This is a genomic window from Paenibacillus hexagrammi (assembly GCF_021513275.1).
Classification (GTDB): Bacteria; Bacillota; Bacilli; order Paenibacillales; family NBRC-103111; genus Paenibacillus_E; species Paenibacillus_E hexagrammi.
The window spans coordinates 198,282-220,039 of the sequence record NZ_CP090978.1 but is presented as its reverse complement, the minus strand read 5'-3'; the positions used below and the strand labels follow the sequence as shown (position 1 = coordinate 220,039).

At 49.2% G+C, this 21,758-nt stretch carries 21 protein-coding genes and 4 pseudogenes; 7 read left to right on the top strand and 18 right to left on the bottom strand.

The features are described 5' to 3' along the window. The first annotated feature begins 116 nt into the window (after positions 1-116). The 4 genes from L0M14_RS01060 (at position 117) to L0M14_RS01045 (ending at position 2,795) form a co-directional block, all read left to right on the top strand. Positions 117-806: a helix-turn-helix domain-containing protein gene (locus tag L0M14_RS01060; RefSeq protein ID WP_235120271.1), complete on the top strand. Its 690-nt coding sequence runs from the start codon at positions 117-119 to the stop codon at positions 804-806. Then, on the top strand, positions 803-1,231 hold the full coding sequence (locus tag L0M14_RS01055) for a toxin-antitoxin system TumE family protein (RefSeq protein ID WP_235120270.1): 429 nt from the start codon (positions 803-805) through the stop codon (positions 1,229-1,231). Before L0M14_RS01060 ends, L0M14_RS01055 begins: the two co-directional genes overlap by 4 nt. Before the next feature lie 244 nt (positions 1,232-1,475). Continuing rightward, complete coding sequence (locus tag L0M14_RS01050; protein ID WP_235122768.1) at positions 1,476-1,853, top strand: GNAT family N-acetyltransferase; 378 nt, start codon at positions 1,476-1,478, stop codon at positions 1,851-1,853. Between the two features lie 69 nt (positions 1,854-1,922). Next, entirely contained in the window at positions 1,923-2,795 is an 873-nt protein-coding gene (locus L0M14_RS01045) for a hypothetical protein (RefSeq protein WP_235120269.1), read from the top strand. 287 nt (positions 2,796-3,082) lie between these two features. On the opposite strand, the gene L0M14_RS01040 is transcribed toward L0M14_RS01045, so the two are convergent. From L0M14_RS01040 to L0M14_RS01000, 10 genes and pseudogenes are all read right to left on the bottom strand, one after another. Then, complete coding sequence (locus L0M14_RS01040) at positions 3,083-4,147, bottom strand: NAD(P)-dependent alcohol dehydrogenase (RefSeq protein ID WP_235120268.1); 1,065 nt, start codon at positions 4,145-4,147, stop codon at positions 3,083-3,085. Positions 4,148-4,458: 311 nt separating this feature from the next. After that, positions 4,459-6,087 (bottom strand): response regulator, encoded by a 1,629-nt coding sequence (locus L0M14_RS01035; RefSeq protein ID WP_235120267.1) that lies wholly within the window; start codon positions 6,085-6,087, stop codon positions 4,459-4,461. 116 nt (positions 6,088-6,203) lie between these two features. Beyond that, complete coding sequence (locus L0M14_RS01030; RefSeq protein WP_235120266.1) at positions 6,204-7,514, bottom strand: ABC transporter substrate-binding protein; 1,311 nt, start codon at positions 7,512-7,514, stop codon at positions 6,204-6,206. A 56-nt stretch (positions 7,515-7,570) separates the two neighbouring features. Then, positions 7,571-8,485 carry a sensor histidine kinase gene (locus L0M14_RS31320; RefSeq protein WP_311198886.1) on the bottom strand — a complete coding sequence of 305 codons (915 nt, stop codon included), beginning with the start codon at positions 8,483-8,485 and terminating at the stop codon, positions 7,571-7,573. Continuing rightward, entirely contained in the window at positions 8,482-9,351 is an 870-nt protein-coding gene (locus L0M14_RS31315) for a hypothetical protein (protein ID WP_311198809.1), read from the bottom strand. The genes L0M14_RS31320 and L0M14_RS31315 overlap by 4 nt, the downstream gene beginning before the upstream one ends. A 101-nt stretch (positions 9,352-9,452) precedes the next feature. After that, a pseudogene (locus L0M14_RS01020) lies at positions 9,453-10,293 on the bottom strand (carbohydrate ABC transporter permease). Beyond that, positions 10,290-11,266: pseudogene (locus tag L0M14_RS01015) on the bottom strand (carbohydrate ABC transporter permease). Before L0M14_RS01015 ends, L0M14_RS01020 begins: the two co-directional pseudogenes overlap by 4 nt. A 134-nt stretch (positions 11,267-11,400) precedes the next feature. Further along, complete coding sequence (locus tag L0M14_RS01010; RefSeq protein WP_235120265.1) at positions 11,401-12,204, bottom strand: Nif3-like dinuclear metal center hexameric protein; 804 nt, start codon at positions 12,202-12,204, stop codon at positions 11,401-11,403. A 9-nt stretch (positions 12,205-12,213) separates the two neighbouring features. After that, a complete protein-coding gene (locus L0M14_RS01005; protein WP_235120264.1) occupies positions 12,214-12,867 on the bottom strand; it encodes a polysaccharide deacetylase family protein in 654 nt (217 codons plus the stop codon). A gap of 164 nt (positions 12,868-13,031) precedes the next feature. Beyond that, a pseudogene (locus L0M14_RS01000) lies at positions 13,032-15,117 on the bottom strand (alpha-glucuronidase family glycosyl hydrolase). A gap of 394 nt (positions 15,118-15,511) precedes the next feature. Between L0M14_RS01000 and L0M14_RS31770 the strand changes: the two are divergent. After that, positions 15,512-15,646 carry a cyclic lactone autoinducer peptide gene (locus L0M14_RS31770; RefSeq protein WP_350340487.1) on the top strand — a complete coding sequence of 45 codons (135 nt, stop codon included), beginning with the start codon at positions 15,512-15,514 and terminating at the stop codon, positions 15,644-15,646. 250 nt (positions 15,647-15,896) lie between these two features. Here the strand turns inward: L0M14_RS31770 and L0M14_RS00995 are convergent, their stop codons facing one another. From L0M14_RS00995 to L0M14_RS00975, 6 genes are all read right to left on the bottom strand, one after another. Beyond that, positions 15,897-16,589, bottom strand: a complete 693-nt coding sequence (locus L0M14_RS00995) for a CPBP family intramembrane glutamic endopeptidase (RefSeq protein WP_235120263.1) — start codon at positions 16,587-16,589, stop codon at positions 15,897-15,899. A 13-nt stretch (positions 16,590-16,602) separates the two neighbouring features. Then, positions 16,603-17,034 (bottom strand): accessory gene regulator B family protein, encoded by a 432-nt coding sequence (locus L0M14_RS00990; protein WP_235122767.1) that lies wholly within the window; start codon positions 17,032-17,034, stop codon positions 16,603-16,605. A 90-nt stretch (positions 17,035-17,124) separates the two neighbouring features. Then, entirely contained in the window at positions 17,125-17,925 is an 801-nt protein-coding gene (locus L0M14_RS00985) for a hypothetical protein (protein WP_235120262.1), read from the bottom strand. 2 nt (positions 17,926-17,927) lie between these two features. After that, complete coding sequence (locus tag L0M14_RS31765; protein WP_350340503.1) at positions 17,928-18,110, bottom strand: helix-turn-helix domain-containing protein; 183 nt, start codon at positions 18,108-18,110, stop codon at positions 17,928-17,930. Continuing rightward, entirely contained in the window at positions 18,058-18,291 is a 234-nt protein-coding gene (locus L0M14_RS00980) for a hypothetical protein (RefSeq protein WP_235120261.1), read from the bottom strand. Before L0M14_RS00980 ends, L0M14_RS31765 begins: the two co-directional genes overlap by 53 nt. A 73-nt stretch (positions 18,292-18,364) precedes the next feature. Beyond that, positions 18,365-19,279 (bottom strand): DMT family transporter, encoded by a 915-nt coding sequence (locus L0M14_RS00975; protein WP_235120260.1) that lies wholly within the window; start codon positions 19,277-19,279, stop codon positions 18,365-18,367. Between the two features lie 230 nt (positions 19,280-19,509). On the opposite strand from L0M14_RS00975, the gene L0M14_RS00970 reads away from it, so the two are divergent. Then, positions 19,510-19,809, top strand: a complete 300-nt coding sequence (locus L0M14_RS00970) for a hypothetical protein (protein WP_235120259.1) — start codon at positions 19,510-19,512, stop codon at positions 19,807-19,809. A gap of 99 nt (positions 19,810-19,908) precedes the next feature. Here the strand turns inward: L0M14_RS00970 and L0M14_RS00965 are convergent, their stop codons facing one another. Together L0M14_RS00965 and L0M14_RS00960 are read right to left on the bottom strand one after the other, a co-directional pair. After that, positions 19,909-20,154, bottom strand: coding sequence for a hypothetical protein (locus tag L0M14_RS00965; RefSeq protein ID WP_235120258.1), 246 nt, complete (start codon positions 20,152-20,154; stop codon positions 19,909-19,911). 146 nt (positions 20,155-20,300) lie between these two features. Continuing rightward, positions 20,301-21,100: pseudogene (locus L0M14_RS00960) on the bottom strand (helix-turn-helix domain-containing protein). Between the two features lie 227 nt (positions 21,101-21,327). Here L0M14_RS00960 and L0M14_RS00955 point away from each other — a divergent pair. Continuing rightward, a complete protein-coding gene (locus L0M14_RS00955) occupies positions 21,328-21,735 on the top strand; it encodes a VOC family protein (RefSeq protein ID WP_235120257.1) in 408 nt (135 codons plus the stop codon). Positions 21,736-21,758 lie beyond the last annotated feature (23 nt).

Genomic DNA, 21,758 nt, shown 5'->3' with positions numbered 1-21,758 from the left:
AATGTACAGAATAATTTACTACATTTGGGCCTATACTAATTTTAAGTTTACTTTATATTTATTTTAAGTTTAATTGAACTTCAACTTTTACATATGTTAAAATAGGCGGTGAGGTGATGTATATGTTTGATCTCGCCAAAAAGGAATTCGCCATTACAGAAGCAATTACGATTTCCGAATTGGTTAAAAATCTACCGGAGATAGAAAATAACAAGTTACCTTTTTTGATTATGGCTCTGGCAAACTACATTGAAAAAACGTCTTTCCACAATCCAAACTCTCTTCTGCAGGATGTCCAGCGTTGTCTGACCGAGCAGGACCCGCATCGCGCGCTGCAACGTATGCTTGTACATATGGTAACCGTGGGTACATCAGAAGACGTATTAAATGTGCGCATGTACTCGACTGGAGAAGTTGCTCGCTTTTTTGGCGTCAGTGTCGCCACGGTTAATAACTGGGTTAACCAAGGACGCTTTCACGGAGTTGAAAAAGGGGAACGGTTTAAACAGGTGCGCATACCGGAAAACGCGGTTTACAGCTCCCCAACAGGTGTACAATCAACGGTCGCAGAAGCCGCAGAAGCGTATGCCTGTGAGCAATCTCGTCTAAACCGAACCCAGCCTATGACGGATGCTGAAGAGCTCGCCGAACTCGTGAACGCGGTCGTTCATTTTGAGAAAAAGTATGGCGGTACCTACGAGAAAACGCTTGGCATAAAGGCGAAACCCACACCTGATGAGGCTCGTGATGCCCAGCAATGGGAGGGCTTACTGCGATCAATCGAAGTGCGGGGAGCGAACACTTGAACTCACATCAAGCAGCGAGGCCCCCTTCAAATATCATTCAATTAGAGAGAAATTACGCCCATATCATCATAGATACGAGAGATGGTGATGGGTCAGGCTTAATGTCTTCCCGCAAATTTACTCGTCATACGTTCGTCTTCATTGATGGCTCGCGTTTGCTTATTACCGAAGAATTGAGTGCTGCTGTCATAGATGTTTCCTACTACAACTGGGTGGACCCAAGCGGAAACACGATTCTATCCTTTCATAGCGAACCGCATGATCGGGACTTACGTTACCAAACGGCAACCGAGCCCTATCACGTTCATCCCCCCGACGATGCTAAAATGACCAACATCACACGGTACCCGAATTTCCACCATCAAGATCTACATACAATTATGGAACATATTTTTTTCTCGCTTATTGCAGCGAAAAAGATATAAGGAACGACACATCTAACGCACAATGGTAAAACACCATTCTATAAGAAAGCAGTGAACCGGCCATGGACTCATTCGAATTTCACATAACAGAAACATGGGACGAGGCGCTCTGGAGTGCAGTTGAGCCCATCTATGAGCAAGCCTTCCCCCTTGACGGCAAGAAAAATAGCAGCATCATTCGTCGAATGTTTGAAAGGGGCTGTGCCAGCTTCATACGATGAGTGCGGGCTCAGACATAGTGGGTATGGCACTGACGGGTGTGGATCAAGAAGCGAAAGCCTTACTGATCGACTATATCGCTATTCGTCAGGATGCCCGCGGCAAAGGCTGCGGAAGGCTGATGCTGGATCATATCAAGCAATGGGCACGGGCAGCTGCCGGTTGCAAAGGAATGATTGTTGAGGTGGAATCCGAGCCAACGGACGAGAATACGCGAAGAATTCATTTCTGGGAATCGGTCGGATTTCATCTAACTCCATATGTGCACCAGTACATCTGGGTTCCCGAGCCGTATCAGGCCATGTATGTAAATTTCAATCAGGAAGATCCCTTGCCGGAGGACGGCAAAGCTCTGTTCAAGAGCATTACCGGCTTTCATGAGAAGGCTTACCGTCGTAACTGATTAAATAGCTTAATGTGCATGGCGCTATCACTTATATACATCGAGCTTCTAGCAGACAGGAGATGCGAAATGGGTTCTCGTTATTTGGCAGGGTGGGAAGTTGATTTTAGAAGTACAGATGAAACGGTACGATTCTTGAAGACGCAGGGTGTGAACAAGAAGGATTTTGATTTTTTCCGCAAAGTACAAGGGGCACTTGAATTAAAGGTACATGATACGTTGATTAAAAAGCTGTACGAGCATCACGATTACGGGGATGGAATTGAGAAAACATTGCTAGACGAAAACATTCCCTTACCCCTACAGGATTGGCCGGAGCATGAGGTTTTCTTTCTGCAAAAGTCCAATGAAGGCAACCACCGATTAGGCGGTAAGAAGCCTTCCAGTCTTAAACTTCCTGTAAGTCCGCAATCGAAGCTCCCCTTTCAATACCTAGGTACGATTGACGGAACGGATGAATCATTTTCTTGGTTGAATGTTCGTGAATTGCATCTCGTATATCCTTTGTATGAATGCAATTTCGGAATTTATCTGGATTATTCCGATCCTGTACAACCAAAAATTCTAGAACCCATCACGTTAACAGATGACTGGAAATTCGATGATCTCGAACTAAGAGCACACGTAGAATTTATGGAAACTCGCTATCAATGTACGAAGAAAGTAAGAATCACTGATTTTCTGGATGAGGATTCCGATGATATTTTGCTTTGTGGAGTCCCTCTGTGGATTCAACAGCCCGAAATCCCTGTATGTCCAGTCACTGGTGAGTGCATGAATTTTGTTTGTACGTTACATTCCGATTTTGAGCTTAAGGTATCCGATCAGGTGCTAGGTGAAAAAATGGGAAGCGATGCAAGTCTATCCTTTGGAGACCACGGGCACTTGTATATCTTTTATCATCCAGGATCAAAAGTCATGCACCTGAGAGCGCAATGGTGAGCTAAGGCCTACTTGAACGCAGTGGCGGTCTATACAGCATTGAGATACGGGAAAAGGTACAATTGACAGCATTGGACACCTAACTTTGAACAAGTCCCACCCCTCAACGACAAGAAGGATTACCCACGCAGACCATGACCCCGAAACTGATTCAGGTCATTTAGAATGCGCCCCTGATAAAACATGACCTGCCAAAAAGCGGCCTAACCCAGATGATCTATCATCCGGATAAGCCGCTTTTTGCTATCTAGTCGTACTTCTTCCCGTTCTTAACCTCGCCTTCGCCGTTACTCGTTCGGATACACCATAACCTTCAAGCTGCCGCTTTTGTTATGGATGGCCCGCTCCATCGCATCCTGCGTCTGGGCCAGCGGGTAGCGGTCCGTGATGAGCGACTTCGCGTCGATTTGGCCAGAAGCAAGGAATTCAATGCCGCTCGGGTACGTGTTCGCATAGCGGAAGATCCCATAAATATCGACTTCGTTATCGGCGATAAACGGAACGTTCAGCGCGATCTCGTCCTGCGGCGGCAGTCCGACGATCGCGAGCTTCCCGCCGCGGCGCAGCGAGTAGAGCGCAGACTGCAGCGCTCTCGGGTTGCCCGCGGTCTCCCAGGCCGTGTCGACGCCGATGCCCTGCGTCAGCTCCTTGATCCGCGCGACAGGGTCCTCCTCGCGGACGTTGATGACCTCGGTCGCGCCCAAGCGCTTCGCCGCGTCCAGACGAACCTGCTCCAGATCCGTGACGATGATCCGGCTGGCACCGAACGACTTGGCCGCGGCGACGGCCATGAGTCCCACCGGGCCCATGCCCATGATGGCCACGGTCGTCCCTGGCTGCAGGCGGCTTCGCTTCGCCGCATGAATCCCTACCGAGAACGGCTCGTTCAGCGCCGCTTCTTCAAATGAGAGGTGATCCGGAATCGGAAATACCATATCCTCCCGGATCGCCATGTACTGCACGAACGCGCCGTCTACAGGCGGCGTCGCCAGGAACTGCACATCCGGGCACAGGTTGTAGCGCCCTTCTTTGCAGGCGCTGCAGCGGCCGCAGGTCACGCCCGGCTCAATGGCCACTCTGTCACCTACGCTTACGCGGGTGACAGAAGAGCCCACGGCTGCGATGATGCCCGCGCATTCGTGGCCAAGAATGATCGGCTTCTCCACGACGAACCGGCCGATTCGTCCATGCTCGTAATAGTGGACGTCGGAGCCGCAAACCCCCACAGCCATCACTTGAATCAGAACTTCATCTGCCTGTACCTGTGGAACAGGACGTTCCTCAATACGGATTTCCCCCGGCTTCGTCATAACAGCCGCCTTCATCGTTGCTGGTACATTTCGTTCGCTCATCGTTCATTTCCCCTTCCCCAATTACGATACACGGATTACCATTCACAAATTACGATAAACAGAATGCTTATTGCTTTATCTGTATCATAACGCTTCCACTTACCAAGTGCTTGTTATTTGAAAGGATGTTTGGTGTGTAGAGATCTATGTCTATGGTTTCGTACTTATGGTTTCGTACTTATGGTTTCGTACTTATGGCTCCGTATTTGTAGTTCCGTACTTATACTTCCGCACTTCCAGTTCTGTGTTTATAGCTCAATTTCTAGCTCTGTTTCTATCGTTTATTTCTATCGCTTATCTTTGTTGCTAAACTACTTCACCAGCTCCGTAGGATTCATCCCCGTAAACTTCTTAAACAGCGTACTGAAGTACGGCACATTTTTGTAGCCGACCTTCTCCGCAACCTCATAGACCAGCATCTTTCGGTCGAGCAGAAGCTCCCGCGCCTTCTCTACGCGCACACGGGTCAGATACGTATTGAACGTCTCGCCGGTGACATTTTTGAAGATGATCGACAGATGGTTTCGAGAGATGTATACCTTGTCAGCCAGGTCTCCAAGCGTAATGTCCTCGGCATAATGTTCATGGACATACTGAAGCATAAAGTCCACAGCCTGTCTATGCTTGCTGTTACCCTTCCACTGCCTGCTGCTGCAGATGACCGAAATTTTATCATTCAACCACTCAGCTAACTGGCTTGGCTTGGTCAGTCCCGTCATTTCTTTGGCAATCTGGTCATTAGCAAAAATATCGTCGAGCATCATGCCAACCTCGTACAAGCAATAGGCGAATATTCCCCAAAGCTCCCCAGCCAAGCTCTGAAGGTAATCCGGCGAAATACTTCCCTGCCGCTCCAACAGTGCGATATATTCCGAAACAATTTCCTGAGCCTGCGTTTCCTGGGATGCTTTAATCGCACCGGCCAGCTCGAGGTAAAACTTAACGGGACGGATACCCGCCGCGGACCCGGAGCTGTCACGCTCCAGCTTCAGCGCTTCTCCGCCATACATGTAGAGATCATAGGCCGGATCCATCCGCTTTTCTTTCAGATCAATGGCGCGGAACGCTTCCTCGGTGGAATCCGGAATGTCCTCCCAGCTGTCTTTCAGGTTCCCGATCCCAACCCGAATGACCAGCTTCAGGAAGCTTCCGATATTCTCGATCAGCTTTTTACCCAGCTCCTGCAGAGCATCTGGCTGAAGCTCCTGATCTGGAGCAGGATGAAGAACTAGCGCCGAACGCGTGCCGTGCAGTTCCGTGTATTCGAACGATGGATAGACTTCACGGGTAATTTCGCAAACAATATTACTGACAGCAAATCGAAACAGGTTCCAATCGGACAAAGTCAAGCTGCTCGCTCTAACGTCACGAACCAGATCAAGGCCGATCACGAGATGCCGGGAATCCAACCAGAAGCGATATGCAGGCGGAAGCAGCTCCTCGCTTCGGAAGGACGCTTCCAGCGTACCGGCAACAGCAGATTGAACCCACTCTTTTTCGATAAAGGGCTCATAGAGACTAAGCTTCTGCTCCATTTCATCCTGTTTAATCCGCTTCTCTTCTTCTTGAGCAAGCTCTTCAACAACCTTCCCCAAGACAGTAGTCAGAGTAGGCAGGCTGACGGGTTTGCTCATATAGTCGCTTACATTCAGGCGCAGGGCTTGACGGGCATACTCAAAATCCGAATATCCGCTAAGAATAATGATTTTGCCGGGGAACTCCTCCTTGCGGAGCTCCTCAATCATATCCAGCCCATTCAACACCGGCATATAAATATCGGAAATAACAATGTCAGGCTGCATGTCCCGAATCATCTGGAGGCCATCTCGGCCGTTCAAGGCCTCGCCTACCCAGACCGCTTCCAGTTCATCCCAGGGGATCGCCCGCTTCATTCCTTGCAGGACCTGCCGGTCATCGTCAATAATTGCGATCTTCCACATGTCGTATCCACTCCTTACGAGTAACGGACCGTAAGCAACTACTTCTTCGTCCGGCTACCTTCAATTAAAACCTTAGCCCGGAACATGAAAGCATGTCCGGGCTTCGGGTCATCCTATTATTTTTCGTAGGCTTCTGCTGCTGTTTTCAATGCTTCAAAGGCTTGTTCCGGCGTCGTTTTGCCGAAGCTCAATTGGTCGCGCACCAGCGGCCAATCTTTATCGATAAAGTTCGTCCAGCCTTTAGGGCCCGGGCTCCAGGTTTGTCCATCTTTTTCGGTTTCATGCAGGAGCGCTAAGCCGACTTTGTCTGTTTCGCTCATTGTTGATTCAAGCGAAGATGCAATATCTTTGTTAACTGGAAGACCGCGTACGGTTTTCAGAATCTTACCCGCTTCCGGATCGTTCAGGAACCAGTTCACAAACTTCTTAGCTTCTTCCGCCTTCTTGGAGTTAGCCGATACTGCGAAGTACATGGAAGGCTTCAACCAGCCGCCCGCTTCTGTCGAGCGAGGCATGGTTACAAGTGCGTAAGCACCTTTTTTCAAGCTGTCCCAAGCGCCATAGTTATTGGAGAAGCTCAGGCGAAGCATGATTTTGCCGTTTACCATCAAGTCCATAGTAGGATCAAACTCTTTGTCCGATGTGTTCACATCCGCCGGAGGTACGATCCCGTCCTTGCGAAGCTCTTCAAAGTTCTTGGTCCATTCCAGGAACGTAGCTTGGTCGATGTTGAATTTACCGTCGTCTGTCATGACCATGCCTTTACCTTTACTGTACTGGTAGGCGGTGTATGCAAAATAGTCGCCTGCATAGTCTTTCGTAAAGTATTGTCCGCTAGGAAGCTTGCCTTTCGTTGCTTTCGCCATCGCAAAGAAGTCATCCCAGGACCAGCCGTTTTGCGGAGTAGACATACCCACTTTTTCCATCGCGGCTTTATCATAAATCATGCCGTAAGCAACGGAACCCAGCGGTACCGCGTACTGCTTGCCGCCGGATTGGCCGCCTTTAAGCACCTTAGGATCCACTTTCGATACGTCAACGGTAGGATCAAGCTGAGCTAGCTGATTGCGGCCCGCCCAATCGGATACCCAACCCGGATCGAGTTGAATCACGTCTGGCGCATTGTTAGCCGCTGCCTGCGTGGACAGTTTATCCAAGTATCCGTCCATACCGGAATATTCCGGCTCAAACGTTACATTCGGATTCTTTTCCGAGTACAATTTCAATGCTGCTAGTGTCGCCTCATGTCGCTCTTGAGAACCCCACCACATAATGCGAAGCTTTACCGGCTCACTGCCTGTAGCTGCTGCACTCGGGCTTGCCTCGCTGCCGCTTTTAGGTGCCGCACCGCCGCTCGAACAAGCGGCCAAAGATCCTGCTAACGCTGCTGCAATTATAACGTTCAGAGAACGCTTCCATTTAAACATCGTGTATGTTCCCCCTGTTTCAATCATTATTTTGTGCACATTCATATCGTACCAATTCAGGAGGATGGTTTGTATAAGAGAGATGCACGATTTATTTTAAAATTGTCCGAATCTGCTGCCGGGGGCTCCATTAAGATGGGCAGCGTGATCTCGGCACATGTTCCGCCAGCTTCCCGTTCGCTGAGCTTAACCTTATAATTCTCTCCGAAGTATCCGTCAATACGCTCCTTCACATTGCGGATCCCGTAGCCTCCGGTGTGTCTCTTTACACTTATATCAGCCGCCTGTTTAAGCCCTACACCATCATCCTCAATCGTAATGCGAATATCCCCATCAAGCTTCTCCATTCGTATCCATATATGTCCCCTGCTTCTCGTATTAAAGCCGTGCACGATGGAGTTCTCGACAAAGGGCTGGAGCGTCAGTTTAGGCACATAGAGCTCTCTGATTTCCGGGGAAGCTTCAATTGTATAGGCCAATCCTCCATCCCAGCGAAGCTGCTGAATTTCTAGATAGGATTCGATATGCAGGATCTCCTGCTCCATCTTGATGAAGCTCTCTCCGCCTGACAGCCCGATCCGGAACATTCTCCCCATTAATTCGAGAATCCGGCTCATCTCGGCCTGACCGTTAGCGATAGCCATCCAGTTGAGCTGGTCAAGAGTATTATACAAAAAATGCGGGTTGATATTCGCCTGAAGCGCCTCAATCTCTGCCTTCCGCTGCTGCTCATAACGACGTTCAAGGGAACGATACAGCTCCTCAATTCTCTCATTTTGCTTCCGGTATCCTGCGAACAGGTAACCAAATTCGTTCTGATAGTCCCGCGGCAGCCTGTCCATGCTCCCTCCCACCGTATATGCACCCATAACTTGCACAAGCCGCTTGATTGGCTTCGTGAATTGACTGCTAAGCCAGTGTGTCAGCAGCAGCGTAAGCATAATCGCCGCGACACCGATAATCCCGATCACCTCCGCCAAGCGGAGCCCCCGGCCGTTACCAGCTTCCAGGGTGATACTTCGACCAGTGTCCAGACCGAATTCTGAGGCTTGGAGTATACAAGCAGCGAGTCGGTTGAACTGTTCGCCCCCTTAATGTGAGCAAAGCCGGATTGCATCGCCTCATCTACCCAATCGGATAACTGGATTCCGCTCGGGACCTGACCTGTGGTAAGCACTTGCTTGCCTTCATTGTCGAGCATGACCCTGTTGGCCTCGGAAGAATGGCCTGCCAGCATGGAACGGATACCGCTTGCCTTCACATGGATCACGAGTGTGCCGTAAAATTTATCGTCATATACGATTTTTCTCACAAAGCTCAAGACAGGAACATTCCCCTGTATGCTGGGGATATCATGCTCGCTGGACCAAGCGTAATCGTTCATTTTTAAAGCGGAAAACCACAGCTCTTTTGAAGCCTCTGATTGATCTCGAAACTGAATATAGCTCGTTGAATCTCCTCGAAGAGGTTGGTCCATATAGAGGTCGATGCCTTGAATAACGGGAATCGAATAGGTGAGATTCGCTAATGCCTTCTCTACGTTTTTGGACTTCTGATAACGTTCATACTGATCCTGCTTTCCCGTCAAAAAATTAATGAGCTCATTATCACGCGATGTAGACAGCGAAATCTGCTCGATGGTCACAAGCTGCGCTGTAATTTCGTTATTCAATTCATCGAGAAGCTGCTGCTGATAGTATGATGTCGTTTGCGCCAATTCATTCGAGGATGTCCGGAAGCTTGCCCATACCGTGCACGCCAATACCACGATAATGAATCCGGCAAAGCTGCGAAAGAACAAATGGTCGATACGATACGTTTTGAATGGATTGGTCACTACTACTTCTCTCCTCTGCCAACATACTGGAATGCCCGCTTAACGCTGAAAAACACAAAGCAACGAAAGGAATCGTCGCTTTGTGTCCTATTTTACCCATATTATCCTTTAATCCCTGTCGTTGCAATTCCTTCGACGAAATACTTCTGCAAGAACATGAATACGAGCGTCGCAGGCACGATGGATACGAGCGACATCGCTAGCAGCTGTCCCCACTGCTGTCCGGCTGGGAGTCGTTGATCATACGCAGCGCCAGACCGACCGTATACTTATCAACGGAGTTGATATACAGCAGGTGGCCCAGGAAATCATCCCAGTTCCAAAGGAAGCAGAAAATCATCACCGTCGTAATCGCCGGCTTCGTCAGCGGCATCACAATACGCAAGTAAATGCCGAACCAATTGCAACCGTCCATCTTGGCCGACTCATCGAGCTCCCGCGGAATGCCGCGAACGAACTGAATCAACAGGAAGACGAAGAACGTGCCGCCCGCACCGCTGGCAAGCAGATGAGGGACGATAAACGGCAGATACGTATTGACCCAGCCCAGCTGATGGAACATCGCATACTGTGGAATGATCAGCACCTGTCCAGGCAGCATCAAGGTTAGCATCAACAGCGAAAACCAGAATTTTTGAGTGGAAAATCCAATCGCCCGAAGCCGAACGCCACAAGCGTGCTTGAGATCAACGTCGCCAGCATGACGGCGATTTCAAGTCCAAACGTATTGAGGTAAAAATCCGTAAAGGAATGGCCCGGAATCGAGTTCCATCCATCCACAAAATTGCTCCATTTCGGAACAGAAGGGAATAGTCCGGGTGAAGCGAGCTCTTCATTGGACTTTAAGGAGGCGCCAATCCACCAAATCACAGGATACACCATGAGAAGGCTGAAGGCGATCATGAACAGATGCCGGGTTCCTTGCTTCCAGGTTGATGTCATTTGCCCTTCCCCCTCCCCGATTCGGTTTCATAGAACACCCAATATTTCGAAGTTCCTGCAATAATAACGGCCACAACGACGATCATCAGCAGCATGATCCAGGCAAGTGCGGATGCGTAGCCCAGCTGGTAACGGCTGAAGGCGCGTTCGTACAGATAGAGCGCATATACATAAGTCGAGTTCATCGGTCCCCGTTCGTAATGACGAAAGCGGAGGTGAACATTTGAAAGGCATTGATGATGCCCATGATTAGGTTAAAATAAAGCGTCGGCGAAAGCATGGGCAACGTAATTTTGAAAAATTGCGTGAATTTGCTTGCGCCGTCTACGGACGAAGCTTCATAGAGATCATTCGGAATTTGCTTAAGTCCTGCCAGGAAAATGACCATGGAAGAGCCGAACTGCCAAACCGTCAGTAAGATCAGTGAGCCCAACGCGGTGTTCGGATTCGTGATCCATCCTGTACCCGCAATTCCGAACACGGCCAAGATTTTATTAAAAATACCATCAACGCCAAAAATATTGCGCCACAGCAGAGATACGGCGATACTGCCACCGATCAAGGACGGGAAATAAATAGCCGTACGGTAAGCGGAAATCCCGCGGACCGCTTTATTCAGCACCATAGCCACGAGAAGCGCAGCAATCAGCTTCAGTGGAACCGATGCCAGTACGTACATGAAGGTGACTTTAACCGAAGTCAAAAACTTGGTGTCAGCCGTGAAAATCCGTTCGTAATTACGAGTTCCAATCCATTGGATCGGCTCCATTAACGTATAATCCGTGAACGAATAATATAGCGACAGCAGCATCGGATAAGCCGTCAGCCCGATAAAGCCAATCAGCCATGGCAAAATAAATAAATATCCGGCAACGGGAGCATCCCATCGTTTTAAGAAAGAACCGCGCTTCGCCTTCGTCTTGGTGGCCCCTCCTGAATGTACCGAGGCTGCCGCCGAAGAGGAACGTTCCATATATGATCACCTCTGCAATTAGTCTCTGTGTCTTGTCTGCTATAAGTATACCCTGTTGGACGAGACAGCCTAAATGAGAGGAATGATCGAATTCTTTTAAAAAATAACGAATTATTTGAGGCATGCGGTGAATTTTACAGAAGAACCTGAAAGATCGGCTCATCACGAAGAAAACGAACCGGAACGGAAGGGTAGACGGTTTTCAATTGCTCCGCGCATGCAGCCATCCCTGGCTCTTCACTCTCAGCATGGCCGATAACCAGCAGTGCTTTGCGCTTTCCTTGGTGAACGGCATCACGGACATATTCCGGCGTCTCCCACTCCGGACCTTCGCCGGCGATGATCACATCCAGCTCCTCCCGTTCGTACAAAGGAATAGCGACGGAGCCTCCGCCGCGATAGCCCACCAGAATGCCGATCCGTTCGCACGGCATTTCGAGATCGCCTACCGCCCGCATATAAGGGATGCCCAGCTTCTTCTTTACGTGTGCCGCAAGGTCACCCAAGCTCGACGGGGCTGGCAGCTTCACAATCGAGGCGGCTTGTTGATGCTCCAAAACATACGGCTGCCACTCCAGCGTTCTCACTAGTTCAGCTGTTATGGCATCAGGCTGGTAACGATGGATGTAATCATGAAAGCGAAATACAGCAATGCCCGCTTCCTCTAACAAGCTGCGCTTGGTTTGAAACACAGGATCCTGCTCAAGAATCTCTGGTTGAAAATGGTGGCTGTAGGCAAGTCCCTCATGAGAGATCAGCAGGTTCGCTCCGATCTCGATCATTTGCTCAATGACGCGCTGAGTCGGCATGAATGCGACGGCAATGCCAGTAACCTTCGCATCAGGATCTCCCACCAACAGACGATCGACCGTCTGTTCCAGCTGTCCTACAGGCTTAATAAGATGATCGACAACATCTTGAATTGTGAGTCTAGACATCGGATTCCACTACCCTTCTGTCGAAGTTTCGTTGGCGGGGTCCGCCATGCCCAGCAGCTCGCTCACCGTTACCATTTCATAGCCCTGCTCCTGCAGCTCCGAGACTAGAATACGCACCGCTTCGACCGTCTGGGAACGATCCCCGTAGCCATCGTGGAACAGGAAGATGCTGCCGCTCTTCACTGCCTTGCGGGTCTCTGCAAGAATATGCTCAACACCCGGCACATCCCAATCTCGCGCGGACGTGTTATTCGCACCGATAGCCGTGTAGCCCATGGAACGGACAAGGTCAGACGTTTCCTGATCGTAGTCAAAATAAGGCGGCCTAAACAGAAGTGGCTTGCTCCCGGTTATTCCCACGATGGAGGCCTCAGCCCGCTCAAGCTCCTCCGCTCTCTTGGCACCATCCACCTGCGTCAAAAAGGGGTGGGTGAACGTATGATTCGCAAGCTCATGACCTTCGGCATAAGCCGATCGGGCAATTGCAGGATGAGCCTCTACCTGCTCGCCGACTACGAAGAACGTTGCCTTCGCTCCCGCCTTCCGGAATATCTCCAGCAGCTGCGGCGTATAGGACGGGTCCGGCTCGTCGTCGAAGGTGAATGCAACCGCTTTCCGGTTTGTTGCTACCTCTGCAATAATAAGTGTCATCTTATCTGTCATTGTAATTTGCCTCCTCTTTATGTAAATAGCCACTCGGCTAGAGAAGCTAATGTAACTATAGCAAAGAAGCGGCATTCAAGCCGCTCCTTCTGTTGTTGATACATACCGCCCACTCGTTTTACCGGCAATTTCGCCAGCTACAAACGTCAGCGGATAATTCTGAATTAATAAATCTTACGTCCGTGCTGATCGGCAATGCCGCTCTTTCGGAAGAAGTACGTATTGATGATGTCACGCCATTCGCGGGCGTGAGCGGCTTGCTCGGCTAATCGATCCGCGACCTGCTGGTAAAGTCCCGGCTCCATCGCACCCGCCAAGCTGCCCCATGCTTCTGTTAGCTGCTCCGCACGCTCCACACCATCAAAATGCGTGTCATAGATGTGCTGAATGACCGTTTTGCCGGAATGCAGCACATGTGTGTAAGGCACATGATGGAAGAACAGCAGCAATTCGTCCGGGCATGTTTCCACGGACTCGTACATTGCTACGTTCGGCCCCTGGTATTGGGCCGCATAGCCAGTGCCTGTCGCCACCGTACGGTCTACGCCGATGCCGCGGCAATCCGCAAAGTGGTAGGTACCCCACTTGGAATACTCATAACCGTCCACGTTCGGTCCGTAGTGATGGTCAGGGTTGACCATCCAGCCTACGCCAAGTGGGGACGTATAAGACTCATAGATGCTCCATGAATTCATGAGCATATCCAGAACCGTCTGTACGAGGTGCTTGTCGCTGCCCAGCGTCAGACGAATCCACTCCCTCCGCGATCTGTGCCGCGGACAGGTCGGGATTCCAGGCGAGTCGGCCAAAGCCGTACAGATTCGCCTGTGCCAGAAGATGCCCCGTCCAGTTGGCATCGTTACCGATGTTGGAGACCGCCGCGAAGCCGTTCAGGCGGTTGCCGTACAGCGAGCCGTCGACGATGCGCTTGACGGTGGAGCCTTCGCCTTTGGCGTAGGTTTCAAAATCAAGCACCTCTTTCCACTGCGGAACGAGATAGCACAGATGGCGCTGCTGACCTGTATATTCCTGCGTGATCTGGAATTCCATCACCTGATTCGTTGCTTCCATGGCGCCAAACAGCGGGGATACGCCTTCCCTCACCTGGAAGTCCATCGGACCGTTCTTTACCTGCAGGATCACGTTATCCTTGAAGCGTCCGTCCAGCGGTTTAAAGTGATCGTAAGCGGCACGTGCTCGATCTGTTGCACGGTCGCGCCAATCCTGCTTGCAGTTGTACACGAAGCAGCGCCAGATGACAATGCCGCCAAATGGCTCAAGCGCTTCAGCCAGCATGTTAGACCCATCGGCGTGGTCGCGTCCGTACGTGAACGGACCCGGTCGGTTCTCCGAATCGGCTTTAACCAGATAGCCGCCGAAGTCCGGAATTGCGGCGTACACCTCTGCCGTTTTCTCACGCCACCATTTGCGTACACCCTCATCCAGCGGGTCGGAAGTGCTGAGTCCGCCGATTTCAATCGGGCTGGCATAGTTGACGCTAAGGAACAGCTTGATACCGTAAGCCCGGAACACGATAGCCATAGCGGCTACATGGGGCAAATAATGGTCAGTGAGGAACATACTCTCATATTTATGAACATTGACATTGTTAATCGCAATAGCATTGATTCCCGTAGATGCAAGCAGTCTCGCATAGTCGCGGATGCGGCCCAGGTCCGTCGTTATTTCATTGTCTGCGAAAAAAATCGACCTGCCGGCATAGCCGCGTTCAATACTTCCGTCGATGTTATCCCATTGATTGATCATGCGCAGGAACCCAGCTGGATTTTGCACAACATTCAAAGAATCGATCGAACCTTCTGTTCCGATCCATCGAAGCAGATGAAACGCGCCGTAGAGCACGCCTGAGGCCGAAGCCGCACCGATTGCGATAACATTTTCTTCCGCATTCAACTTGATTGCGAAGCCTTCAGACTTTACAGCCGCTTTTTCAGGCTCACTAAACGCACGGTCTACCAAGGCATTACCGCCGCCAAACGTACCGATTGCCACGCACGGAGCGCCTTCGGCTTGCTGTACGACAACTGTTTGAACGCCTAACATGGAAGATAGGCCGCTTACCAGCTCCGCTGCTGCCGAGCGAATGACTTCATGGTCCTCGACTACGGCGATTTTGCCACCATATTCTCCATACTGCTTCAGCGCTGAAGCCGACATCAATCGATTATATCCAAGCCAGGCTCTATAACCGGAACCCGGTTGATCTAGCAAAATTGCACTCACGACCATTCCTCCTTCGGACTTATCCTACCCCTATTCGCAGCTTGTACTTGTATCATCATTACGAATTCCCTCGGCCATCAACCGTTTCTGGCAGATTACTTGCTGTCCTGCAGCTTCCCGTACATCCTAGCACAGGCCCAAGCATAAAGACCATTGACAAATCAACCATGAATTTACCCAAATCAAACATTGAGCCATACCTGATATCTTCGCTAATTCTCATGAGAGTTTCTGTAATCGTTCTATAATTTTTGTAAATTTCGCCCAGATTATTAACTATATTTTCCCATTTTTAACAACATATATTCTATGAACTTGCACGACTAAATGGTAGAATAATCCTTGTTAGTGCTTCAATTTCATTTCAAAAACTATGAGAATGAAAGGGTGCTGAATTATTATGAAAACTTTTATCGCCAATCTTGCCAACCGTCTTTTGAATGCATCGGCACGAAAGCAAGCCAAAACAGGATGTTTCTTCAGCTGCTACGAGCAAGAGTTACCGGAAGAATTGCAGAAATACAGAGTCAACTAGATTGGATTGACATGAATATATAGGGCTGGGCAACGGGTACCTCTCATTGAACACTTTGAACAAGTGTACAGTGCAGGGGTACTTTTGTATTCTGAGATCACGCTCAAGTATGAGTAGAGCGCCCATCAATGAAGACATCGCCATGGATAATATAGTGAAAGACCTGCACGCTGCATGGGCTTGCTCCGGTCAGGAAGTAAATAGCAATGCAAACAGATGACTCCGCGCCTGCGGGTCATCTGTTTGTTTTCTATGTCCCCTTCGTGACCTGCTCCAGGGACTCTGCTTGGGGTTTATTTTGCTGCAGCTTGCTTATCAATACGAGTCGATAATCATAAAGCGCATGTAGGAGTATCGGAATGACCAAGCTGCCCGTCATGACATACAGCATGGTGAACATGAGCGCCAGAAGCGCTGCATTGGCAATCCCTCGCCAGCCCTGCAGAAAATGCCCTACGGCAAAATGTAGTCCGGCGACCACGAAGCCCAGCCAGTACGGGAGTCCTCCATCCTGCAGCAGCGCCGGCAGCATCCCTCTTGAGATCAGCTCCTCGCAGAATCCGACGGTAACGGCTACAAGTAGAAACATGCTGCGCTCAGCTGCTGTAACCGGCATCGAATCCGTGATGTCCAGATTCGCAGCGACCATCTCCCGATATCTGGGGCTTACTAGCGACATTAGGATCGGAAGCAGCTCCCACAGCGCCCACACTACGATAACCGTCCATACCATCCACTTGAGCATGAGCGGCAGGGAGACAGGAGTCGTCTGGAGCACCTGCTTCTGACTATGAGCCGCGAAAAGATATCCGGTCAGCAACCAATACCAAGCGATCATGAACAGATAGAATTTGATTCGTCCCCATTGCGGAAGCTGCCTGTAGCATATCCAGCCAATCACCGGCAGCAAGCCAATGAGAAGGATCGAAATCCATAGAGTCAATCATCATCCCTCCCTACAACTTACAAAGTACGACCGCTTTTTGAACCGTCCTTAACAGCGTAACCGCTTGCAGTAAATAGATGGTAGCAAGCAGAGGAGATTGCAGCCAGAAATTGCTCAAGATGACCACGGCTGCAATGATTTTTAACGCAGGATACTGACTTTCTTTGAATCTGCTAATGTTGGTAGGGGCTCTAAGAAGAACGATGAACAGTGCAATCGCATTGAAGGCAAGTCCTACATGAAGGAAGTCGATAGGTACGTAGAGGGACGTCAGCATGAACAGCGCAGTGACCACGTTGCATGTCATCGGGTTTTTGAAGTGCAGTCCGCCGGTGAAGTAGCGAAGAAGAGGAAAAGCAATTAGCGGGATGAAGGAACGCAGGAAATCTCCGGTTGCAATACTCAAAATTTCTACCAGGGAAATAATGATGAAGTAGTTGATGAAATTGACTAACGCATACCTTAATACATGGACGGATGACTCTTCATCTGTAGAATTTTTTGTATGGCCACCGCTACTCTTTCTGCCAACCTATGTACGATCATCCTTTCCTTCCTCCTTCATCTCTAAAATCTTTCTGATTTGTCCCGCAATTTCCGGCGAAACATCCTCAGCAATGCTATATCTTGCTTTGACATGCTCTCTGTTTCGAACATAGGCATAAATGAGAGCTGCAAGCATGAACACAAACATACCGATAAAAATGACGATATAGAGTTTAGAAAGATTTAAGTTCAATCCGAACCAGGCAACCTGTAAACTTACAAGCGTACATATAAAGAAGATCATCCATATAAAATAGTAGCCCTTAAAAGCCGTTCTCCCCCTGAATCTGGAGTTAATAAAAGAAAATCGAAACCCGGTGATTCTCACGACATAGGCCAGCGCCAGCAAGATGATGGCGACGATCATATGAGCCGTTGCATAGTGCACCAAGTTCATATTCATCAGCTCGTCGCTCGTAATGTGCAGCATACTTCCGGTCAATAGTACGGCCATATCTACCGTTCCTGAGAGCAGATACCCGGTTCCAGCTACAATCAGCGCATACAAGATAGGGTAATTTCTGATCAGGATTATGAAGGTCATGAAGGAGATCACGGTAATAATGAGGAATAGCGGGCTGTGGAGAATTAGCTTTGTATAAAAGAATATAAAACCGACGGAGAAAGACATGAGCAGGATTTTGAGCCCATACAGCCTGTCCTGCACAATCCGGCCATCGGCGAGATAGTAGCTTCTGGTTACCGGGATTTGAAAGAGTGTGAACGTCACGACGATCATCGAATAGTAAGTCAAGAAAGCCATAAGCAGTTGTATAAAAGAACGCATTTCTATTTCCTTTCTTCTTCGCTGTCAAACTCCTCTAGAACCATCAGTTCGTGGATGGCTATATTCAATTCCGAGCAAATAGAGACAATATTCTCAACAGGGATTTGCTTCGTCTTTCCATTGCACATGTCATTAATGAAAGCTTGTCTGAGCCCTGTGGCCCGTGCAAATTCCCTCTGGCTCACCTGTCGCTGCGATAACAATTCGGATAATCGGAATACCAACCTTAATTGCCGGGTCACTAGCAGCTTCCTCCCATGAGTGATACGATATTCGTTTCATCGTATAGGTAAATGTTACGATATCCGTAACGATGGCGTCAACAGCTATTTTGCCATGTATCCTATTTGGGATATACACAAACATCTCTTAGACGCCCTGCCCTAAGGCCCCTTTTCCTCATGGCGTGTTCTAAGAGATGCTTCTTCGTATGATGTGGTTAAATCTGGCTCCGCAATCGAGCTGCCCGCTTCATGGCAAGATTCGTGGCATACACACCGGCAACGATCAGAACGGCTCCAAGCAGATGATACAGATGCAGCGACTCACCGGTAAATCCGGTAGCGAATATAGCACTGAATAATGGGATCAAGTTCAAAAATCCGGCGCAGCGCTGCGGCCCTGCCAGCTCGATAGCCCGGTTCCACGATAGGAAAGCGACAATCGAAGCGAACAAGCCGACGTAGAGCAGCCCTGCTAGTAACGAGGGACTCCAATCAATAGACGCACTTGTAAGGAGCAGCTCCCCAGCCGATAGCGGAATCAGTACGATCAGAGCGAGCGTAACCTGTATAAGCAAAAAAGGACTTGCCGGGAACAGCCTGCCGGCCCTCTTCATGCCAACCGTATACAAAGACCAGCAAAGAATAGCGACCAGCATCCACAGATCCCCTTTGTTAAAGGATAGACCTAAGATGGCACCGAGGCTTCCCCGCCCGATAATCCAGCATACACCCGCCATCGACAGGATGATGCCCGGTAACGCGCTCCAAGCGATCCGTTCTCTATACATCAGCCATGACAAGATGACGACCATAATAGGCGTTGCCGAGTTCATCAAGGAAGCGTTGATCGAGCCCGTGTACTGCACGGCTACATAAGTTAACGTATTGAAGCCGGCCACACCGGTTACAGCCAGGAACAGGATCATTTTATAATGGCGCAGCGCTTCCTTTCTTAGCTGCCACGCTTCCTTGCCGTAGAAGGGCAGCAGACATACAAAGGCTATGCACCACCGCAGCGCGGCCAGCGTAAGGGGCGGCATATGCGTCACCAACGCTTTGCCGGCAACAAAGTTACCTCCCCAAATGCAAGTTGCCAGTACCAGTAACAAATATGGTGAATTTCTGAGCATTGAATTTCGACTCCTTGTGCAGCATCATGATAAAACGTACAGACAGTATATGCGTATGTATGATTGTCGCATGACCAGTCACGATCTTCGATATAACGAATCTAACTGATACTGACTAGCAACTTGTATAATCTCTTTTTTTGAGAATAAATGCAATAGGTTCCATGGCTGGAGGTCGTCTTTATCAACTCAAATATGCTATACTGATAGCAAATATTGGGGGGGACTGCATGGACACGGAGGCTATTGTAAATTTTAGTGCACTGATACTTGCGCTTGTTATCTCGATTGGATTTGTACTTGTAAAAGTCAGAAAGTCTTACAAACGCTCGACACTTATCCTACAATCGCTTGGCTTAGGGTTTCTGCTATTTGCCGCTGCTTCTTTATCGGCATTTTTCGTATATACCGATGCTCTGAACATACTTGTTTTCTGGGTTATTTACTTGATCGCTTATGTCATTAGCAGTCTGATTAATGTAACTGTTATCTGGATCAAGGACAAGAAGCGTCCGACCCTTCAAATGTAAATCCATCTCATTTCTGCTTCAAAAATAAAACAGACGACTCTGTAAGAAATCTACAGCTTCGTCTGTTTTTATTTGTATGTCTTAATTCCTCAAGCTCGGCTAGTCCAACCTGCCAGGTTCCCGATTAACCTCGAAATTCGTCGTGTCGCTGTAGCTCTCTCCCATCGCCTGATAATTGGATGGAACTTCGCTTTGGCTGCTTTCTATGCCATCGGGGATATGATTGTCGACACCTTTCGTTGACGAAGCAGAGACATCGTTGCCACTCTGTTCCTCATCCGGATTTTGAGTCATAGCCCAACTAACCGGTCTACCTAACTTTTCGTGCAGTTCTTTTTGATCCATAGCGCACAAACCTCCCATACATGTTAGCGGATTTATCTGCATTTGGGGATAGTTTGCTCCAGCTTGGCTGCTATCATGCGCTTGTGAGTGAATACGGAACCGATTGGTGCTATATACTTGGCCACATCATGCCCCTAGAATCTTGCCTATGGAGCAACGGATGATTGGCGAGTCATTCTTTTGAGAAAGCCGTCCATGATGAGAGGAAGTGAAATTAATATCGGCGGGTCGTCTTGCCGCGGCTCATAAAGTGTGACTTGTTGAGGAGGTACAGGCAAATTAGGCTTTACGATGATAGGCTCCCTGGACCTAGTGCGTAAGGTTGTATGCGGAAGCAAAATATCAATAGCTGACATATTCCACGAGATAGAGGTAGCCATGAGGAAGTAGGTTCCGGGCTTTACGCCGGTAAGTCTAAAATCTCCTAAAGAGGTCAGCAGGGTTCCATACAAGGAAGGCCTTCCGGAATCGGCTTGGCAAACAGCCCTAGTAAAATAACCCCCTCGAAAGGCACCTCAGCACGAACGATTCCGTATACCGTGTCGTTGGCATGTTCTGGTGGAAGAGGCCTAGGCCATGCATTCAGCTGCTGTAAGGAATGAATATGACTGCTAGCGGACCCTACTGATTTGCGAAATTGCGATGGCGTTACTCCTACACGCTCCGTGAATCGGGATGTGAATGTGCCCAGGCTTTGCTGTCCGATCTCCAAGCAGATGTCCCGGATGCTCATATTCGTTTGAAGCAGCAAATCCTTGGCCTTCTGCAAGCGGAGAGAAGACACGTAATATAAAGGAGGAAGCCCCACTCGTTCCTTAAATAAGCGGGTAAAGTGATACGGGCTATACGCTGCATACTGAGCCAACCGTTCCAACGGAAGCGGCTCGTTAATATGTTCATGAATGTAAGCAACGACAGCATCGATCTCGGCGTATTTCTCCGTCAGCAATTGTTCCGCACCATCCCTTAAATTAAATGAGCCCCCCAATAGGAACAAGGGTTCGCATAAGTATATTACCATATTTTTCATGTAATTGGAACAGGAATATGGTTGAATTTTGATGTACATCCGACACTGCCAGCATAGCAATCTGTAAGAAATCCCTCCTGATTTCCTATGGTATGATCATGTCATCAAGACATTCACATTTACATGGAAAGGATGCTGCACACATGGCTAAGCATACAACTTACTTTTTCTCAAAGGACGCTAGAGCCCAAGCCGAATTTTATATCCATGCGTTAGGCGGGGAAATTGTATCTATCATGACTCACGGACAGCTTCCCGATGCTTCCGAGGAGATGAAGGATAAAGTCATGCACCTCAGTCTGGTTGCCGCAGGCGCTACCTTCTACATGACCGATGAAATCTTCGGTTCCGTACAACCGGGCAACAACATCTATCAATCGTTAGAATTCGCTACCGAAGAAGAAGCGCACCAAGCATTTAACCGGCTAGCCGAAGACGGCACCATAAGATATCCGCTGACTCCTGCCTTCTGGGGAGCCCTGCATGGACAAGTCCAGGACAAATTCGACGTATTGTGGATGATCACGACGGAAGCGAAGCCACAGTCCTAATCCACTCATGGATAGAAACTACG

What these genes read in the sequence shown, in the direction of transcription:
- L0M14_RS00975 (WP_235120260.1), bottom strand. Translation starts at nt 19,279, where the DNA reads ATGCTCAGAAATTCACCATATTTGTTACTGGTACTGGCAACTTGCATT.
- L0M14_RS31770 (WP_350340487.1), top strand. Translation starts at nt 15,512, where the DNA reads ATGAAAACTTTTATCGCCAATCTTGCCAACCGTCTTTTGAATGCATCG.
- L0M14_RS01040 (WP_235120268.1), bottom strand. Translation starts at nt 4,147, where the DNA reads ATGAGCGAACGAAATGTACCAGCAACGATGAAGGCGGCTGTTATGACG.
- L0M14_RS01005 (WP_235120264.1), bottom strand. Translation starts at nt 12,867, where the DNA reads ATGACAGATAAGATGACACTTATTATTGCAGAGGTAGCAACAAACCGG.
- L0M14_RS00970 (WP_235120259.1), top strand. Translation starts at nt 19,510, where the DNA reads ATGGACACGGAGGCTATTGTAAATTTTAGTGCACTGATACTTGCGCTT.
- L0M14_RS00965 (WP_235120258.1), bottom strand. Translation starts at nt 20,154, where the DNA reads ATGGATCAAAAAGAACTGCACGAAAAGTTAGGTAGACCGGTTAGTTGG.
- L0M14_RS00980 (WP_235120261.1), bottom strand. Translation starts at nt 18,291, where the DNA reads ATGTTTGTGTATATCCCAAATAGGATACATGGCAAAATAGCTGTTGAC.
- L0M14_RS00955 (WP_235120257.1), top strand. Translation starts at nt 21,328, where the DNA reads ATGGCTAAGCATACAACTTACTTTTTCTCAAAGGACGCTAGAGCCCAA.
- L0M14_RS01045 (WP_235120269.1), top strand. Translation starts at nt 1,923, where the DNA reads ATGGGTTCTCGTTATTTGGCAGGGTGGGAAGTTGATTTTAGAAGTACA.
- L0M14_RS01050 (WP_235122768.1), top strand. Translation starts at nt 1,476, where the DNA reads ATGGCACTGACGGGTGTGGATCAAGAAGCGAAAGCCTTACTGATCGAC.
- L0M14_RS01010 (WP_235120265.1), bottom strand. Translation starts at nt 12,204, where the DNA reads ATGTCTAGACTCACAATTCAAGATGTTGTCGATCATCTTATTAAGCCT.
- L0M14_RS01030 (WP_235120266.1), bottom strand. Translation starts at nt 7,514, where the DNA reads ATGTTTAAATGGAAGCGTTCTCTGAACGTTATAATTGCAGCAGCGTTA.
- L0M14_RS01035 (WP_235120267.1), bottom strand. Translation starts at nt 6,087, where the DNA reads ATGTGGAAGATCGCAATTATTGACGATGACCGGCAGGTCCTGCAAGGA.
- L0M14_RS00985 (WP_235120262.1), bottom strand. Translation starts at nt 17,925, where the DNA reads ATGCGTTCTTTTATACAACTGCTTATGGCTTTCTTGACTTACTATTCG.
- L0M14_RS01060 (WP_235120271.1), top strand. Translation starts at nt 117, where the DNA reads ATGTATATGTTTGATCTCGCCAAAAAGGAATTCGCCATTACAGAAGCA.